General features: G+C 52.1%; 13 protein-coding genes. 8 read left to right on the plus strand and 5 right to left on the minus strand.

The features are described 5' to 3' along the window. Positions 1-23 precede the first annotated feature (23 nt). The 6 genes from F4Y38_06015 to F4Y38_06040 all read left to right on the plus strand — a co-directional run bounded on the left by F4Y38_06015 (position 24) and on the right by F4Y38_06040 (position 5,970). Positions 24-806 carry a hypothetical protein gene (locus F4Y38_06015; GenBank protein MXY48842.1) on the plus strand — a complete coding sequence of 261 codons (783 nt, stop codon included), beginning with the start codon at positions 24-26 and terminating at the stop codon, positions 804-806. An 87-nt stretch (positions 807-893) separates the two neighbouring features. After that, positions 894-2,618 carry a serine hydrolase gene (locus tag F4Y38_06020; GenBank protein MXY48843.1) on the plus strand — a complete coding sequence of 575 codons (1,725 nt, stop codon included), beginning with the start codon at positions 894-896 and terminating at the stop codon, positions 2,616-2,618. A 35-nt stretch (positions 2,619-2,653) separates the two neighbouring features. Continuing rightward, positions 2,654-3,931, plus strand: coding sequence for an ABC transporter substrate-binding protein (locus F4Y38_06025; GenBank protein ID MXY48844.1), 1,278 nt, complete (start codon positions 2,654-2,656; stop codon positions 3,929-3,931). 47 nt (positions 3,932-3,978) lie between these two features. Further along, a complete protein-coding gene (locus tag F4Y38_06030; protein ID MXY48845.1) occupies positions 3,979-4,299 on the plus strand; it encodes a DUF1330 domain-containing protein in 321 nt (106 codons plus the stop codon). A gap of 46 nt (positions 4,300-4,345) precedes the next feature. Further along, a complete protein-coding gene (locus F4Y38_06035) occupies positions 4,346-5,254 on the plus strand; it encodes a cyclic nucleotide-binding domain-containing protein (GenBank protein MXY48846.1) in 909 nt (302 codons plus the stop codon). Positions 5,255-5,277: 23 nt separating this feature from the next. Then, positions 5,278-5,970, plus strand: a complete 693-nt coding sequence (locus tag F4Y38_06040; protein MXY48847.1) for an adenylate/guanylate cyclase domain-containing protein — start codon at positions 5,278-5,280, stop codon at positions 5,968-5,970. Between the two features lie 105 nt (positions 5,971-6,075). Here the strand turns inward: F4Y38_06040 and F4Y38_06045 are convergent, their stop codons facing one another. The 3 genes from F4Y38_06045 to F4Y38_06055 form a co-directional block, all read right to left on the minus strand. Next, entirely contained in the window at positions 6,076-6,237 is a 162-nt protein-coding gene (locus F4Y38_06045) for a type II toxin-antitoxin system HicB family antitoxin (protein MXY48848.1), read from the minus strand. Between the two features lie 127 nt (positions 6,238-6,364). After that, the gene (locus F4Y38_06050) at positions 6,365-9,868 is read right to left on the minus strand and encodes a hypothetical protein (GenBank protein ID MXY48849.1); all 3,504 of its coding nucleotides are present in this window, start codon (positions 9,866-9,868) and stop codon (positions 6,365-6,367) included. A gap of 214 nt (positions 9,869-10,082) precedes the next feature. Then, on the minus strand, positions 10,083-13,391 hold the full coding sequence (locus tag F4Y38_06055) for an SAM-dependent methyltransferase (GenBank protein ID MXY48850.1): 3,309 nt from the start codon (positions 13,389-13,391) through the stop codon (positions 10,083-10,085). Between the two features lie 228 nt (positions 13,392-13,619). Between F4Y38_06055 and F4Y38_06060 the strand changes: the two genes are divergently transcribed. Together F4Y38_06060 and F4Y38_06065 are read left to right on the plus strand one after the other, a co-directional pair. Next, the gene (locus F4Y38_06060; protein MXY48851.1) at positions 13,620-14,423 is read left to right on the plus strand and encodes a hypothetical protein; all 804 of its coding nucleotides are present in this window, start codon (positions 13,620-13,622) and stop codon (positions 14,421-14,423) included. A 14-nt stretch (positions 14,424-14,437) separates the two neighbouring features. Beyond that, positions 14,438-15,664, plus strand: a complete 1,227-nt coding sequence (locus F4Y38_06065) for a WYL domain-containing protein (GenBank protein ID MXY48852.1) — start codon at positions 14,438-14,440, stop codon at positions 15,662-15,664. Between the two features lie 71 nt (positions 15,665-15,735). Here F4Y38_06065 and F4Y38_06070 read toward each other — a convergent pair whose 3' ends face one another. Both F4Y38_06070 and F4Y38_06075 read right to left on the minus strand, forming a co-directional pair. Beyond that, entirely contained in the window at positions 15,736-19,098 is a 3,363-nt protein-coding gene (locus tag F4Y38_06070; protein MXY48853.1) for an NgoFVII family restriction endonuclease, read from the minus strand. An 86-nt stretch (positions 19,099-19,184) separates the two neighbouring features. Then, a complete protein-coding gene (locus F4Y38_06075) occupies positions 19,185-19,430 on the minus strand; it encodes an AbrB/MazE/SpoVT family DNA-binding domain-containing protein (protein ID MXY48854.1) in 246 nt (81 codons plus the stop codon). Positions 19,431-19,513 lie beyond the last annotated feature (83 nt).

Consider the following 19,513-nt stretch of genomic DNA (forward strand, 5'->3'; position numbering starts at 1 on the left):
TTCCGTTCATTTCCGGAGGACCCATGCAGACCATTGATTTCGCGCGTTCAACCTTTACTTTCCGGGTGGATTCCGAGAAGAAGCCGCCGAAGACCGTGACCCGGAAGGTGCCGTACTCCCTGAACAACGCCCGCATACCCATCGAGGCCGCCCTGACCGTGGCCGCGAAGGACGGTGGATTCCGGGAAGAGTACGTCCTGGGGGTGAGTTGCAAGACCGAACAGGTCGGTGTGGAACGGGATATCTGGCACATCCCCAACGCGGACTTCAAGCCCATCTTCTCGTCGGACACCTTCATGGCCATCAAGACCTACGAAGTGGCCGACCGGGGCGCCACGCTCTACCCGCCTACGCTGGGCGAGCAGCCCGAACGGCAGGTCGTCGCCATCGAGGAGACCTTCGAAGACGTCCGAATCGACCTGTCCCGCGTCGAAGGCCGCGTCCTGGAGACGCCGCGGGCCATCGTGGAGGCCGTCCTCGATAACGTCCCCCTGAACGCCCGGACGACCATCGGGAACGACCGGTACGCTGCGGTGCTCGAATACCCGGTCAAGACGATCAATGCCAACGAGCGGGACTGGATCTACCAGCCGGACACGGGTCCGGTGCTGCTGCCGGACCTGTCCCACGACCCGGAAGACATGATGAAAGGGATCGAACTGGCCTTTGCCGCGTTCAATACACCGGACTGGGTGGAGTTCATAGTCCGGGTTCCCACTCCGGTCGCAGAAGGCGTCAACGTGTACCACTATGCGGAACCCGTCCGGATGGACTGTGTTAACGAAGTGGTGGTGCCGCGGCACTGAGCGCGCTGCCTGTACTGAGCGCGCTGAATACGCTGCGTAGTCTGAACGCGTTGGGCACATCAAGCATACTGGGAGAAGGTCGGCGTCATGCGGTTTTCGCTGAACTGTTTTCTCACATGGTTGTGTGGTGCAGGCATCCTGTTTTCGCTCACCGTGTCGACGGTTGCGTTAACACCGGGCACGGCGTTCGCACCAGGAACGGCGCACGCACAGGGTACGCGGGGCAATTTGACCGGCAGCGCGGGAAGTCCCGGTGCGGAAGAGGCCGAGGAAGAGGATCCCGTGCAGCGCGTGCTGCGGGAACGCGTCGACGATTACGGCCAGACGGTGGGCGTCGTCGCCGGGATCATTCGCGGCATCAACCGGTACGTCTATGCCCACGGCACGCTCAACCGCGGCACGATCCGGCGCGTGAGCGGCATGACGGTCTTCGAGATCGGGCAGCTCAGCAGCCTGTACACGACGGCCATGCTGTCCCTCATGGTCCAGCGGGGCGACGTGAGCCTGACCGACGAGGTGTCCGCCTATCTCCCGGAGACGGTGAACGTACCGGCCGCGCGCGCAGGAAACCCCATCCTGATCGAGCACCTCGCCACCCATACCTCCGGACTGCCCCGCCTGCCGGACAACCTGGTTTCTTCAGCACCGGATGATCCGCTGAAGGGGTACTCGGTGGAGTTGATGTACGCTTTCCTCGACCGGTACGCGGAGGCGCAGCGCGAAGGGCTCGAGATCCCGTTCGATTTCGAAGAACCGGACAGCAGATTTTCGGATGGCGAAGGTCCCCAAGATCGGGACGGCGTAGATCCGGTTGGCGAAGGTCCTCTGGCTCGTGAAGGCGAAGACCGTTCGGATACGCCGGGCCGTGTTGATCCGGAGGGCCGCTACGAAATGGAAGGCCGCTACGGGGCGGACGATCCTTTCGAGTTGGAAGACCGGTACGCCTATTCCGATCTCGGCATGGGGCTTCTGGGACACGTACTCGAGCGCGCGGCCGATCAGTCCTATGACGACCTGGTCCGGGAGTTGCTCGGCAATCCCCTCAAGCTGGCCAACACGGCCAACGCGCCTACGCCGTCCATGCAGACGTACCTGGCGACAGGACACGACGACGGCCGCCGGCCCGTGCCCGCCTGGTCCGACACGACCCTCGTGGGCGGCACGGGGCTGCGGTCCAATCTCCTGGACATGATGACCCTGGTGTCGGCCAGCATGGGAATCATCTACGCCCTGCCGGAAGACTTCACCGAAGACGATTCGACCCGCTATCACGCATCCTTCGACAGCCTCATCGTGGCCCGGAATCCCACGGACGAGGAGGGCGTCCGGACCGCCCTGGGCTGGAAGGTGCGCCAGGACGGGCGAGGCCGCGACATCCACTGGCTCACCGGCCGGACCAACGGGTTCTACGCCTTCGCCGCCTTCCTCAAGGAATGGCGAAAGGGTGTCGTGGTGCTGTCCAACAGCTCGGCCAGCGTCGAGGACATCGGGTTCCACCTCTTAAGTGCCCGAAACCCCCTGGCGCCGCCCCCGAGGAATGTAGTGCAAATGACCGAGACCGCCTACGTGGCCTGCACGGGCACCTATGCCTTCTCCCCCGAATTCACCGTCGACATCACCTTCAGCGACGGCAAGCTCTATGGCCAGCCGCCCGGCCAGCCCCGGAGCGAACTGATCCTCGAATCGTCCGGGGACTTCTACCTGGAAGACGAGGACGCCCGGATTACCTTCGTCCCGGACGAAGAGGGAAACGTCGACCACTTCCTCTTTCTCCAGGACGGACAGACTCACCGGGCTGAAAGGGTGAGGTAGGATTTGAATCGCCGCCATACCCCGCACAATACGACATGAGAGGCGCGATCATGATGCAAAGATGGCTTGGCGTACTGGCGATGGTACTCGTGACGGCGGTAGCGATGGCAATGGCGGTGGCCGCGTGCGGCAACGATGATCCGACGGGGCCTGATCCGGCGCCGATGGCGGAACCGAAACCCATCGTGCTTGGGACGGCCGTTGCGGAGACCGGTCGCCTCAGCACGCCCGGATCGGAGGTCAGCCGCGGATACAGACTAGCCGTTGAAATGCTGAATGAGATGGGCGGCATCGGCGGGCGGGAGGTGCAGTTGGTGATTCACGACGATGGAAGCGACGCGGACGCGAGCGTTCGCCTTTACCAGGAGATGATCGCATCGGATTCCATCACCGCTTTTCTGGGCCCATACGGCAGCGGGATCACCGAACCCGTAATCAACGTGACGGAATCGGCCGGGATCCCGCTCGTCTCTTCGGCAGCAGCGGCTCCCGTGATCTGGGAGAATCGAGGTCGGCAGTGGAGCGTGCAGATGTCGAATCCGGGCCCGACTTATCTCGAGGGTTCCGTGGAACTGGCTGCGCAGGCCGGTGCGCGCACGGTGGCGCTGGTGTGGGAGGATACGGCCTTTCCCACGGCGGTGGCCCAGGGTATTCGCGATGCGGCTCGGACCTGGGAACTCGACCTCGTGATGGAGCAAGCCTACGCGGCGGGAAGCGCGGACCACGAGGCACTGGCGGCCATGGCCCGGGATGCGGGCGCCGATCTGTTCATCGGTGGAGGGTATTCTGACGACGCGATCGCGTTCGCGAAAGCCGTGGCCGTTGTGGATTACAAGCCGCTCCTGACATCCCTCCTCCTGGCGAGCGGAGCATCCTTCATAGGCGAGGTGGGCGCGGCCGGGCGATGCGTCATCGGCAACGCTGCCTGGGATCCATCGATCCGTACGGAAGGGTACATCGCCACGAACGAGACATTCGTACGACGCTACGAAGCGGCCTACAACAAAATGCCGGACTACCAGGCCGCATCGGGTTTCGGCGCCGTCGAACTCCTCGCGGAGGGCATCAACCGGGCCGCTACGCCCACAGGGGGAATCGACCGCGCGTCCATACGCGACTTTTTGTTTGCGACCTCCAAACAGACCGTACTTGGACCCTTTGGCGTCTATCCGCTGGGCGACGCCCAGGCCGGCGCTCAGCGCGATCTGAAGGGCATACAGGTCCAGTGGCAGGACGACGGGGCGGGCGGCCTGGTCAGTCGCATCGTACATCCGCCGGAGGTCAGTCAGGCGTCTTTGTGCTTCGCGCGCTGAATTCATCGTTTACCAGGAATCGCCAACCAGACTGGGGAGCATCTACAATGCCTGCTTATGTCATCTCCATGATGTCCGTCCATGACCCCGAGACCTACCGGAAGTACACCGACCGGACCCCAACCATCGTCAAGAAGCACGGGGGCAGGTTCCTGACACGGGGCGAGGAAATCGCCTGTGTCGAGGGCAAGAACTACGACGGGCGGATGGTGATCCTGGAGTTTCCAAGCAGGGCGCATGCAGAGGCGTGGTACAACGATCCGGCGTACCAGGAGGCGATGAAGTTTCGCCAGGCCGCTTCGACGATGAACTATCTGCTGATTCAGGAAGGTGGCGAGAATACCCGGGATCCGGACCCGAAGTTGTGACGGGGACCGTCATAACCACTAAGTGTTAGAATAGGAAAGCCTAACTATGCTTGAGAGATTCACTGGCCAGGATGGACGAACCTTCGTGATTGATGCGCTAAGGGATCAGTCTGTCACAAGCGGGGATGCCAGACTCGCTGAGACTGTCTGCAACCATGCAGAGGTCGTGGGATTCTCTCAAGGGTCTACCATAATTAAAGAGTCAGCACCAGACAACGACATCTACTTCATTTTGGCCGGCGTGGTCTCGATCCGAGTAGGTGGCAGAGAGATCGCGGTTAGGACAGCGGGACAGCACATCGGTGAGATGGCAGTGGTGGATCCTGGACAGCCACGGTCCGCATCAGCGGTCGCTGATGGTGAGGTAGTTGTCGCCCGAGTTTCTGCAAGGACTTTCATAAACCTGGCAGAAGCCAATGCGCGACTATGGCGGAACATCGCTCGTACATTGGCCGAACGTCTTAGGCAGCGAAACCGATTCGTCTCATCAATGAATCCACGGCCCGTCTTATTCGTTGGCTGTTCAACAGAGTCGCTCCCGGTCGCTCAAGCTATCCAATCGGCTCTCGCCCACGACCCAATTGAAGTCAAAGTCTGGACCGATGACATCTTCGAGGCATCCGACTTCCCAATCCTATCATTGGAGCGCGAGTTGTCTATAGTCGATTTTGCCGTCCTTCTCCTGTCTCCTGACGATACGGTGATCAGCCGTGAAACCACCAGTGACGCGCCGAGGGACAACATAGTGTTCGAACTGGGACTCTTCATGGGAGCCTTGGGACATTCGCGCACGTTCCTGGTCTATCCATATAGCATCGACATTAAGATTCCAACGGACCTCGCAGGAATCACACCCTTGACATACGAGCAAAGGCCACAGTGCGAGCTTCCATCTGCGATTGCTCCAATGTGTATCCAACTGAGAAACCGAATACTGAAGGTCGGTCCGCGCTGAAGCTGGTTAAAGGAGTAGAGAGTATGGGACTTGGTGACGACCTCAATTCAGAAGTGAGAAAGATCCTCCAAGAGACCTGGAGCAAACGCACTGGCCAGGTTATTCCAGAAGCAGATGACCTGAAACTCGGTAATGATGCGGTTATTCTAGATGGCACGGTACTATATGCAGATCTTGACGATTCTACCAGGTTGGTAGACACGAAGAAGCCGTTCTTCGCGGCAGAGATTTACAAATGCTACTTGGTATGCGCTGCCAGGATTATCCGCTCAGAGGGTGGAGAAATCACATCCTACGACGGTGATCGCGTAATGGCGGTCTTTATCGGTAATTCAAAGAATAGTAGTGCTGCACGCACAGCTCTCAAAATCAACTATGCCGTGAAAAACATCGTCAATCCTGCAATAAAAAAACAATATCCCAAGACTAACTATTCGGTTAAACATGTAGTAGGAATCGACACCAGCGAACTCTTTGTGGCACGAACGGGTATCCGGGGAGCTAATGACCTCGTGTGGGTTGGCCGAGCGGCCAACTATGCTGCCAAATTATCTGCGCGGTCTGGGCCACCTACACAGATAACCAGTGACGTATACGACATGCTTCATAAGAACTCAAAGTTCGGCCAGAATGGAAAGAACATGTGGACTTCAACAACAGCTCCAGAAATCGGGAATAAGAGGATATATACTTCAACCTGGTGGTGGAGTGTGTAGTCGCTCGACCAGCGAAAGCACGGAGTAATCGAACTACAGTATCGGCGTGCGCAGATCAACTATGATCTTATAAAGTATGCTTTCAGGAATTGTTCCTCGTAGTTCCTACTTCCGGCGATCTTCCAGCACTAGCGTGATAGCTTTGTCCAGATTATCGAGGGCCTCATCTACGGTCCGACCCTGACCGTTTGCTCCGGGTATTTCATCACAATATGCGATGTACCAACCGTCGTCCCACTCGATAATCGCCTTAAACTCGTTTTTCATCGTACACTGATTCTGCTGAGTCGTTCGGGGTGTCTTACTCCATTTGTAAAGCACGGGTTGTTTGTGTCAGGCCGTCCTGAGTTTTTGAGTCCTTTGCACTGCTTACTGGTTGTTTTGCCGCCACTGATCAATCGTCTAAATCCAAGAAACCAAATTGTCCACCCCGTAGTATAGTTTCCCGGGCTTCTTCGGCGGTCCTACGTACGTTTTCGTCTTCGTTATTAAGACCTGCCTTCAAAATGGCCTTAGTGTCGTCAGGAGGGACGTATATCAAACCTTCTGTCGGCATGTTTTGGATCAACTTAGCGAAACAAAAGACAACTTTCGCGGTATGTTCCGGAATCATCTTTCGTAGCGCCATTATATGAAGAGAAGCGTAACGTGGTTCACCAATCTTAGTATCCAATATACCAGGAACATTTAGAATCTTTGTATAGGCGTCCAATCTCCAATCGGCTTCCAAACACTCGGACTTCATCCAGAATGTGTATTCACGAAGTTCCTTCGGTTCACCGGTTTTAAGTCTCCAATCAAAGAAGGCGGATATCTTCTGCCACAGCGTTTCGTCAACTTGCCGCTTACCTGTACTATTCAGTTGACGACCTACGTAGTCGAACAAAATCGCCCACCGTTCTCGTTCGCCGTTCAATCGTTGGTAGAAACGCTCCAGTAAACTACCGCATCCCGAAAGCGGAAACACTCCTCGTACATAGAAAACAAACAGATGTTCACCTAGAACGTCAATTGCCTCCCGACCGGGATGACTCTGTTTTTTAAGATCATCCATATGGTCCAGAGCAAATTTGTAGTCATCATGAATAACCTCGAAGATTGGCATGTAGGGGTTATTCCATATGAGTAAACTTCCAAAACCTGCAAGCCAGACGGGCATGTTGTCCCTAGGAAAGAATTTAGGCTTGTGATTTTCAGCCCATGGCTTGGAAAGGTGATGAAGGTGTGGAAAGTATCTACCAAGTAGAGCGTATTCCGGTATAGTCAGAGGGCATCGCGCGTCGTGTTTAAATCGTTGTTCTAGAATTAAAGTGATCTCACTGACATCGGTCTCGGTGTTATACCTGCGCACCCAAAGGCCGAAATCGACAAGATGTTCCAAAGCACGACCTCTTGTCGTGTTTATTGCGTACGTAAACGGATCGTCAGGATTTCGCAACACGGTCTGGTCACGATCAAGACTGTAGTCAAACTGAGTGCAGAGAATCTCAAGCAAACTGGCAAGCGCCACCCTGTTAGAAATCGGAACGTTGTTTTCCTCTTTGAGACACATCCCAACTAAGTCTCCAACAGCCCGTCTGGAAGAACGCCAACTTACATCTTCCCCTAATCTATCGTGGTAACGAATAGTTGCCTCGCGATCTTCATCGAGATGGGATAAAACCCATTTGCAGAAGTCAAACCATCGGTTGAGTTGATCAAAGTTTCCCGCTTCCACTCGCGTTTGCATGGCCTGTATCATGTATTCTACATAGATCGGCCGATTTATAAGATCGCAGTTTTGCTCTAACCAGAATGAAAGCCTATTATCATCCGGGATGATCGACTTGATGAATACGGACTGAAACGCACCGGCCAATGCCGGGATGTTTACCTTGATCAACCAGTTGTCTTTGTCCGAATGTTCATCCTGCCATGCGTTGATGTACTCGAGTATTTCCTCGTCTGAGTAAGTGGATAGTTCTTCGGAGGTTTTTGGACTTCGATAAGAAAAAAAACCGCCTGTTGGTACTCGGACGGACAAATAGGTATCATCAGAAACTTCGTCCGCATCGTCATCACTGGCGAGTGATTGGTAATAACTGGCGTAATCACCAAAAAGTACTGAAGCAAATGGCCTGAGCTGCAATCGATGGTACTCGCGTTTCCATTGTTCGAAATCCCTTTCACTAAACTGATCGCCAAACCATTCACGATACGTCGCCAGTTCAGGTCCCTTAACGATCAAATCAAAAATCCGGATTCGGTCACTTTCCTTGAGAAAGGCGGCTCCATAATGTTCGCAGGCAGTCCTAATCATCCTTTGAAATTCATAGGGATACCTAGATCCTTCCGCATAATCGTTGTAGCCAAGGATCAATTCCTGAACCCAAGGTTTTGTCTGTTCATTCGGATACAAAGTGTAAAGGTGTTGACGGAGCCGCACGAATATTTGCCAGCGTTGGTTTCTTAGAACACGATCTAAGGACGCGATTGTTGCTCTAGATAACTGGGCAAAGACTTCCTTACAGGCATATGTTAATGTGTTTACGAGTGTTTCCTTGGATTCTGCGTTTTCTCGTCGTTGCTCTTCAAGTTTTGGGCACCATACTTCCGATGAATCATAGCTTATACTTTGTTCGATCTCGTCCTGATGCTTTCCTAGGCGAATCAAGTTCGCTGTCGCATCTATGAGCATACGGGCGACCTTGAAGGGTTCTTTCAATACCAGCGGGCGAACTCCTTTTTCCATGACTTGCTGATAGTTCCAATCGTCTAAAAGCGGGGCAGTTTCAAGCATCGTATCCATTGATACAGATACATCATCCTGACTGTACTCCGCTTTCCGCTGGTATTTGTCCTCAGCTTGGGGATCGGGCTGAAACTGAATAAGTACATCTGTAAGATCCAAGGCAGCTTGCGTCTGATCCTCGGTAGTCCAATGGGCTAATATCTCAGCGAATCTGTGTGGTATGAGATAGCGACTCAGGCTGGCGTACTCCAGAATCTTAGGCTGTAGGCTGACGGCTTGGCCACCATCAAGTGACAGTGCGATTTCCAGAACATATTCATAGATTCTTGGGTTATCGACTTTCGGGAGTTCCAATACGATATCTATGACATCATCTGGTACGTGCTGGCATATCTTTTGAAGATAGAAAAGTTCGGGCCAAGATGGATATTGAACAGTACCGTCAGGGAGAACGATTTTACTGGGGGGATTTTGAAAGTAGTCGTTTTTGAGACGACTTAACCAATCTGGATCGCTACAGTTTAAAAAAAAGTAGGTGTAGTTTGTACCGTGAGTTCGCAGTAACATTATCACACGGTCAATTTCAATCTGTGTAACGGAACTGCCCCTTCCTAGTACCTCCTTGAGTACGGTGAGGTCCTCAGTGACTATAGGGCTAGACAGATCTACAGGTTCGATTTTGGATGTGTCTGGTTTGAATTCAGGCTCAAATGCTCTAATGTAATCGGCCAATTTAGAATAGTGGTTTATATATGGTCTTGGTTGACATGCCTCTTTAAACACTTGATCTGCTGTCACGATGGCTATGCTCGCACCATGCTGATGGTGGTATTGATCCAAAGCACTCAGTATTAATGCATCGGGAAATTCCTTTTGTTTTTTACCCGAAGCAAACGGCGGTTTGACCGCAAAGTACCAATTTACAACCTCTTCTAAGCTCCCCACGAGGGGCAGCATTTCAACAATAAAGTGTTCCTTGAAAACCTCCCATTGTTGTTGCAGTTCGGCAAGGCATTGCTCCTCCAGTTCTTCTCCTGACGGGAGATCCTCAAATCCAAGAGAACTGACAGGGTGTATTTTGACAGCGTTTTCGAACGTCTTTCGCGCTTCACTTGCTCTTTCTCTGTATTTTCTCGCAAGTTCCCTTTCCATCATTGCAGGAATCAATAATCTCAGTCCTCCTTTTACAAAGGTCTCATTGAGGATTCTGAAATGCGTAGTGTCCAGGTTAAGGTCGTTCCTGCAAAACACTTCTGTATCAATGTACAGATTCGTAGGAGGGTGTCGCATACCAGGTTTACATTTATTGAGGGGATTGCAGGAACGTTTGTAGACTACGATTTGAGAAGGTGGACATCATCAGAATCTACGTCTGTGAACATTACCGCCCCATGCGGTACTTGATGTCATAATTTACGATGAAATCCAACTCTTCGTCTGTAAATCCGTAGTGTTCAGCAAGCACCCGGTCGATTTCGTCAACGATAGGTTTCGACGGCTTCTGATTGAACTCGTCGTAGATGACTTTTCCAGTTGTTTGGTACAGAGTTTCCTTGCGCGTCTTGTGTTTATTGAAGTTTGCCATTAGTCGGTCAGTTAGGTTGGCGAGGCGAGCTTTCATGTCCACCGTCATTCGATCAAGCCCAAGCGGAAAATACTCGATTTCTCGTAGATTCAGGTGTCTACAGTCTGACAGTATCAAGAACCACCAGTAGAAAAGCGAACTGTTAAGTGCCGCCACTGTCGCAGCAGCATCCGGTTTTTTATCTAAAACCAGCTTCTTAACCTGCGTAGAAATTTGCTCTCCGTCTCGTTCGTTCCAGAAATATGGAGCGTAATCCATCGCACGGATCCAGTATTGAGGGGCGTTATGGAAATAAACCAGACCAGATCCGTGTTGAAGTAGTCGGTTACCAAGCTTCTCGTGGTCTGAAATACGGTGGATTATCTTTGAACCTAACACTTGTCCAATTTTTGGAATTGACCCTTCAACGATGCTCAGATATTCCCCTATGGAAGTCAGTGCCAGAGAATGAAATAACTGCACCCGTGCAATTGATCTCCAGCGTGAATAGGAAGTGGAATACGTACGCTTGTTATTGGTTTTTTCCTTATGCGAAAGTATGATCGTGACTCGTATATGTTGCAATCCATCGAACAACTTGGCTGGACGGTCATCAAAATGGGAGAACCAAAGACCGACACTATCGTCGTGGAGTTTGGTTTGGACGGGTATCATCCTTTGAGTACAGGAAACCGATAGTTGTACGATCATTCCCATACGACCGCCTGAAGGTAGTGTGGCATATGAGCGCTCTAGTACATATGAATATAAGTTACCGCAGGATTCCGTAGAGTATCCTATTACGGTGTAGTCCGCTTTAACGTTGCTGTATTCCACATACGGTGGATTCCCAACTATCACGTCAAACCCACCACTCTGCATTATCCCGAAGAACTCGACGAACCAGTGAAAGGGCTGATGGCTTTCTCTCCACTGTTCGTAAGCCAACGAGTCGTCGGTTTTTATGCCGTATTCGCCTGCCAGATAGCTATCTAATTCCACTCGAAGTTCGTCCAAACATCCCCGAAGGACAGCTTTCGCGTTGGCAACGCCACCCGCATCAATTTCGTGCTGTGTCTGCATGCTTTTGAACTGTCGAAAAGCCTGATCGGCGTTTCCGGCTCGCGCTTCGATCTTGGGAAGTTCCGACAATTTGAACAGATCGCCGCCAAGTGCTCGTTCCACCTCGGCCAGCGACGCAAAGCCGACTAAGGTATTACCCCCTCGAACGTTGAAGTCGATATCAGGCAACGGCTCGATCTGATCGTAACTTTCCAGTTGGGCGACGAGTTTAAGGAAGAGCCGCAGCTTGCAGATTTCTACGGCTTCTTCCATGATGTCCACGCCATAGAGATTGTTGATGATGATGGACTTGAGGATGAAGTAGATTTCGTTGTCGTGACTGGCCACCTCGTCGCGCACATTGCGGAAGTCTTTGAGGCTCTCCGGGTGATGTTTCCGTTTCGAGACGTACTGGTCTTCAAGGAACTGTTGCATCGCGTCCAAACAGGCGGAATATACGGGCTCCAGGATATTTAGGGCGGCAAACAGGAAGGCTCCGGACCCGCAGGTCGGATCGAGGACCGATATGCTGGTGACGGCCTTCCAGAATGCGCGGACCAACTCCGGCCCTTCGCTTTTGCTGATCACGTCCTGCGCAAATTGCTCTATGTTTAGATTGTAGGTGATAAGGTCGTTTATGGCAGTGACTTCGCCGCTCGCGAGTTTGGCGTAGATTTCTTCGTAACGCTCGCGACGGGCGACATGCTCGCGCCAGGTCTCAGTTAGAAGTGCGTATTCGGCAGGGGCAGCCTCGTTCCAGTTGTCCCGTTTGGTCACGTCTTGCAGGCCAGCGGCAATATCCGGTGGCAATGAACGTTTCTCAACTAACGGCTTACCGTCATGGACGTCATACGTGATACCGTGACGCACCGAGTCGTAGAAGTACTTGTCAGGATCGTCTTGTAGCAATCGCCAGACACCGCCACCGGACGTAAAAGCGATGGGGCAGTGTTTCTTCGCTTCGTCGAAGAGATAGGGCAGTATGGTATTGCGGCTGATGTACCCGGTAATGTCCTCCTTGGTGTAGTAGGCGCCCATCTGCTTCTGGTTGATGTATTTCTCGAAGATGTAACCGAGCACATCGGGGTTGATCTCGTTGTCATTGCGCAGAATTCGGTCGTCAAGGTGCCACTGGTAGGCGTCGAAGAAATCAAATATGCACTCGAAGGCTTCATCGGGGATTTCGATCTGCGGGTTGTCTCGTTCCAGGTCATGCACATCGAAGAGACCGCCGTTGAGATATGGGACGTTGCCGATCAGCGCCGTAAGTTCCGCTGACCGATCCGCTTCGGGTCGGCCAAGGCCTTCATGGAAGAGACGCATGAGAAACAGTCGATAGAAGCCGTGGAATTTGCCCTCCCCTTCTGCTTCTTGTACCGCGTTTAGTTTGTTTCGGAGATAGTCTATGTCGCTGTCGAGGAACCCGCGCTTCTGGATGAAGTAGATGAACATCATCCGGTTCAGCATGATCGAGGCGTACCACTCGCGGTCGGCCATTTCCAGGATGCCTTCGATGAATCCCAGAAAGGCCTGGTGTTCGGTCTTGAATCGATCGTAGAACCTTTTGGTGACCCTCTCCACGTCAAATGCAGCACGAACACGGCCGGATACGTCGACAATGGACAGATCTTCTTCCTCTTCAATGCTGACAACCAGACGCTCCAATTTCTGTATCAATGCTTCGCCCGATTGTTCTTGACTGTAGAAATGCGATCGAGGGCGGTCTGGTCGCCCCGGCTCACGTTTCACCCACTGCCAGTGTTGCGACGAACGGTCGTGAGGCGTGTAGACGATGATATGTTCGCGTACGGCTTTGGTGACCGATTTCTCAATCTTCTGACGGGTGGGATAGTCCGGGAAGTCGCCATCTGATTGTGCCACTTGCTGATACGCGACCATTCCGCGCTTATGCGCTATGGCATCGAGACGATAAGCACGATCACCTACCGTTACCTCGAGGTTCTCTCCACCGTGATCCCAGCCTAGATCCTCAATGAAGAGTGGCTGTAGGTCGAAATCTTCCAGACGTTCTCGAACCTGTTCTTTGTTAATTGGAGTAGGCATTTGTATTTCCAGATGAGTATGCTGCTTGTTGATCTGAGCCGATTTTAGTAAGGAACCCGTACTAGAAAACATTCAGGATTTACTAATCTACTGCGACTAAGGTTATAGTGTTATCGAGATACAAACGATCTTTGAAACATAAAATGTTTTTGACAACGAAAGAATCAATCCGTATTTTCTGACTAGTATAACTCACTTACTTTAATTCACATTAAATGAGAAATAACGATGATAAATACTAGTACCGATGACAAACGATCAAACCCAATTGGAAGATTAAGGCTTTCAACGGTATTGCAAGACGCGAACGAAGTCATCGAAACCGACGATGTAGTCAAGACGCTATCTGTAACACGAATCGAAGCCTCGAAGCTATTATCCAGATGGGCCGGTCAAGGTTGGTTGCGACGAGTAGGGCGTGGGACTTACATACCCGTTCCTTTGGATTTACTTGGCAGTCGCTATGTTTTGGACGATCACTGGGTACTAGTGCCATCACTTTACGGATCATCCTACATTGGTGGATGGACCGCTGCGGAGTACTGGGACCTGACGGAACAACTGTTTAATGACACAGTCGTGATGACGTCGAATCCGGTTAGACAAAAGCAGCAGATCCGACATGGAGCAAGGTTCCTGGTGTTTCATGTTCACAAGCGCAAGGTGTTCGGCACTAAGACGGTTTGGCGAGGAAGCACAAGAGTGACCCTCTCGGACATTCACCGAACCATTATCGACATGTTGCATAATCCAAAGCTAGGTGGTGGCATACAACATGTGTCGGATTGCCTGGATGAATACTTGAAGAAGCCGGAACGAAGTGATGAATCGTTGATGGCATTTGCAGAGAAACTTGGTAATGGAGCAGTACTGAAGCGCTTGGGCTTCTTGATAGAACGGCTGTCCGGTCCATCAAAGCTCACGAAATGGTGTAAAGAGCATATGACCACGGGTAACGCAAGGATTGATTCCGCACTTAAATGTACGCGCTTAGTAACTAAATGGCGGTTGTGGGTTCCACCGGGTTGGTAATAGGATAAACATTAATGATCGATAGAAGAGAGATTCTCGGCGCCGCGGAGATATCTAAAGTCCGTCCCCAAATCACCGAAAAAGACTACGTCTTGGGGTGGGTACTGTGGGGTATATTCGGAAACGAGGAACTCGCTGGAAACTGGGTGTTTAAGGGCGGAACTTGCCTAAAGAAGTGTTTCTTCGAGACCTATCGTTTCTCAGAAGATCTAGACTTTACAATAATGGATCCATCACATTTGAACGCCAAATTTCTCGAATCAGCATTCACCGAGGCATGCGAAAGGATCCACGAAGAAACAGGGATTGCACTGCCAGCTGAATTCAGGCAATTCGAAATCTATGAAAACCAACGTGGTGAGAATGCCTGTCAGGGGCGTGTCGGATATCGAGGACCTGTATCGCCTCATGGGAACAACGCACCGAGGATCAAACTCGATCTAATATCAGACGAACGTATCGCCTTACCTCCGATTCAGACCCGTATATTTCATCCATTCAGTGACGATCCTGAAAACGGAATCGTTGTGCAGTGTTATGCCTATGAGGAGGTCTTTGCCGAAAAAGTACGTGCCCTGGGTGAGAGAACCCGGCCGCGGGACTTATACGATGTAATCAACCTATACCGAAATGAGGGTATTCGTCCTTCAGCGAGAGTGCTACTCGATGTGCTACGTTCCAAATGCGAATTCAAGGGAATCGACGTACCAACTTTGGATATGCTGGAGCCGTTCAGACCGGAGCTGGAGGGCGCATGGGAGTCAATGTTGGGACATCAATTACCGGCACTACTCCCAGTGCAACACTTTTGGGATCAACTCGAAGAGTTCTTTCTCTGGTTGTTCGGTAAGCTAATACCTGAAAGACCTGCTCCATACACGGGTGAGGAAGGGGAGGAATTGATTCGGGACAGGTATATCGTTAATGCAGTTCCAAGGAGGGCGCGAGCACATCTCGAGGTTATTCGATTTGCTGCCGCCAATCGGATATGTGCTGAATTGCGTTACCAGGGTAGGACACGAAAAATCGAACCGTATTCGTTGCGACGATCCAGGGTGGGCAATGTTATACTTCACGCGCATAACGTAGACAAGAACGCCCACAGGAGTTACAGGATTGATCGGATTGAAGATGCTCGATTGACCAGTACGGCCTTCGTGCCGCGGCACGAAATTGAGTTGACGCCTACCGGGCCTTACAAGATTAAACCTTCAGCAAAACGCTGGGGATCAAGATGGTAACGGCATTGGGTTGATATGGAATACTGAGGGGATTTATCGAGACCACTGGTGCTTGAACTCTGGACATCTGATTAGTCTTCCGAAATCAACCCCATCGAGCAGATGATCCTTGGCTCCAGTTCTTCGTCATCTTCCTGCACGATACAGAGTCGGCCCTCGTCTCTGAGCGCAATTACCAGTTCGGCCAGGATTTCATCTGAAATTCCACTACGTAGTTGTCTGTTTAACGTATCCACCGCAGCTTGTCGTAAGGGATGGCGATAGATTTCATCAATCGTTTTGTGTAAAGCGTCAGATTCGAACAAAGTGCCCTGAACGCTGTCGGCGTAGCTCTTAAGCCTTTCATAGGTTCTAAACCTCGCGCCTGACGGCCGACCCAACTGCCCGCCAACGCGTTTTTCCGACCTTCGTATATGTTTCGCCGCCTGCGTCACGAGTTCGTGGTGTGTATCGTGACGAACCATCGCCGGCGTATTCGGATCGCATTCGGCGGAACGAAGAATCTCGAACTGACTCTCCGAGATACTCTCACCGTTCCTGTTTACCCACGTCAGGGCGTCGTTCCCTTGACCAGTCCGCATATGAACGAGCACCCCATCCGGTCGTTTCGGGCGTACACTGTAGGATTTTGATGAATGAACACCCGAGGGAAGATCCTCGATGGTTTTCTTGAGCGACGAATCTGCATCGGTTGCATTACGCCAAATTTGATAAGCATACGAAGAAAGGTCGACATCCGATTCGTCGTCATCGTCGAGAATACCGGATTTCTCATTGTAAAGGTCGAACACCGTTTTCGTATCCTCATCCTCGAAGAATGCCTCGTCTGTTCCTACGACCTCGGCATTCTCCTTCAGACGTGTACGCACCCGCGCTCTAAGGCGTATCAAGCGCTCCACACCCTCGACTGGAAGGAATGAATAACACAGGATTTCTGCTGCCTTCTGGCCAATACGGTCTACTCGGCCTGCCCGTTGAATCAACCGTATGATAGCCCACGGTAGATCATAGTTTACCACGATGGCGCAGTCCTGCAGATTCTGTCCTTCACTGAGCACATCGGTGGAGACAAGGACCCGTATCTCGCCGTGGTCGGTCGCATACTGTTGTTTCTCGTTGCAAATCGGGCTGAAACGCCACGCCAGCGCGGTGGGATCTACTGAATCGCCTGTGACCGGGGAAGACTCAGAAACGCCGCGGACCTTGAGCTGGTTGTCCAGGTATTGCACCGTATCAGCAAATTGTGAAAAAACAACGACCTTCTGATTTTTGTGTTTCTCCTTCAGAACCTTCTCCAGCGCATCCAGTTTTGCATCCTGCGTCGGTTGCCATGGTCCGGATCTTTCGATGAGACTCGTCAGTGTTTTAGTGTCAGATGTGAGTACTTTTTTTAGCCCCGTGACGAATAGCTGTGACGGCAACCACCGAAACCGGTTCTTGAACCGACCGGAGTAAAGCTGGTAGATCTCGGCTGCTCTTGCTCTAAAATCCTCTTCGACCTTAAGACCGGTCTCGCTACTCGGGGCCTCGTTTTCATCTTCTTCGTCCATATCGAAGATGCTGCCTGTCGCCGAATCCGAATCTTCGTCGTAGGACTGTGTGTCCAGGATTCCAGTATCCGTCGTACCAATCGGTAACGGCAGTCCTTGTTCGATGGCGTGAAGAAACACATAGTTGCGCAGAACATGACGTTCGACCGACAGCATGAAGGAATGGCCACTACTCTCGAGACGTTTGAACAGGTTGGTTCGGCAAAATCCCATGAGTCTCTTGCCAGCCCGTGACAGATCCTCGATGATCTTCTTTTCTTCCTGCGAAGGTGCTACGGCCGGTTCCTCCGCAACGTAGTTTCCTAGACCATAGCGAGGAAGTTCCAGGCTGTTGATAGCATCGACCACATCGTCCGAAAATAACCGGGCATACTGGTCGTCTATCTCGAACTCGACCGTCTTGGGTATACGCGTTGGGAAATAAGACCGACTTCCGTCCTCGAAGGTAAGGTACTTCCGGTCATCGTTCTCGTCAGTGGCAGCGTAGTTGTCCTGGATGAAACTGCGCGTTCTTCGTACTAGGTACAGCCGCATCAGTTCGCGCCAATCGTCCGCGAAGTCGGACTGTTCAAAAGCGGCCAGTGATCGGGCAGGAGCTTGATGATGGCGTATAAACTCTGTTTCGCCCATTTCGCGAAGCATGCGCTCCGGTGCTATCCCAAGATCTTCATGCTCCGGAACGAAGAGTCGTAGCTGGTTGGACAGATCGACGTACGTCTTATTGTACGGGGTTGCCGACAGCAGGATACACTTACTCTCGTTTTCACTGATGTATTCCCGAATAGCCCTGTAGCGCCTACCTTCGCGATTCCTGAGATTGTGACTTTCATCGATGATTACTACACGATACCGGCGCATCCCGGGCAGTTCGTTTATGGCACGACTGATCGATAACACCCGCGCGCGCATCCGAAATTGCTCCCGGTAATCTTTCCACATGGCCACCAGATTCTTGGGACAAATGATTAAGGTTTCGAGATTGTGATCGTCCTCGAAAATGCGCGCCAGCGCCGTGGCCATGAGCGTCTTGCCCAATCCAACAACGTCTCCAATGATAACACCGCCGCGCTTATTCAAATGATGCGCAGCGATCTTCACCGCTGCCGTTTGAAATTCCAGCAGCTTGTTTCCAAAATCGCGGGGAATGCGGAATTCGGCGAGCCCCGCCCTGGCTTCCTGCGAAAGGTGGTAAGCCATCTTTAGGTAGATTTGGTAGGGCGGTATCAGTTCTTCCCTTGCCCAGCTTGCCTCGATGATCTCAACAAGCTCTTTGGATATATCGATGCACCAGCGATCATCCCAGCGTGCTTCGAACCACTGAGCTAGTTTCTCGCAGGCATCGTGTTCCATAACATCGACGTTTAGTTCTCCCTGTTTGGAGAGACCGGACAGAGTGAGATTACTGCTTCCCAGGTACCCGACGATCGGGTTTATAGGATCAGGACGAAACAACAGGTAGAGTTTTGCGTGCAGCGTGTGTCTGAGGAACAACTTAACGACGACTTTCTTTTCTTTTATCTGTTTGGCAAGCCTTCGTAGTCCCTGTTCATCCGCGTTGCTTGGTGCCCCCGTTGCCAACTGATCTTTGAACTCTTCAGCTAGCTGTTTCTTTAGTTGAATTACCTTCCGGTTATCCAGGGCAGATCGGCTTTCGACCAGGCTGCTTGCCGCCCGGAATTCATCGTGGGGTAGTTGGTGCATTCCCACCAGCAATCGGCAGCAGTGGCCTTCTCCACCACTCCATTTCTCCACGTATTGGTCGATGGATCTCCAGCCACGCAAGTTAAGGTATCCCACGCAGAAGTCTGCACTGTCAGACAACTTCATGGTTTGTGCAAGTGCCGGCAGAAGGGACTTTTCTATGTTATCGAAAATCTGTGGCATGTAGGCGTTCCCGAAGAACTGCTAAAGGCGATTCCCAACAGTCAAATTGGCCATATTTTGTTCAGCAGTCTGAGAGGATTAACACATCAGTCTCTAAGCGACGGGTCATAAGGTTGCTCGCGGAAGACATGGATATCGAGCGGTTCATAATCGCCCCTGATTTTGTCCTTCAATGTCCCCAGACTGGAGTAGTCGATTTTCCTTGGTGGCCTGAGGATGAACCCATCCGGCCCCTCTACGATTTCGATCCGGTCGCCGGGACCCACACCGAGGGCGTCCAGAACACTTGTCGGTAAGGTAACCTGTCCTGCAGGATCGATCTTAATCAACATATCGAAACTCTAACCGTTAGCTCGACCACGCTGTACGTTCTCGACCGGGATTCCTCATATGATATAGATCCGCCGGGAAACAC

This window comes from Gemmatimonadota bacterium (assembly GCA_009838645.1).
Taxonomy (GTDB): domain Bacteria; phylum JAAXHH01; class JAAXHH01; order JAAXHH01; family JAAXHH01; genus JAAXHH01.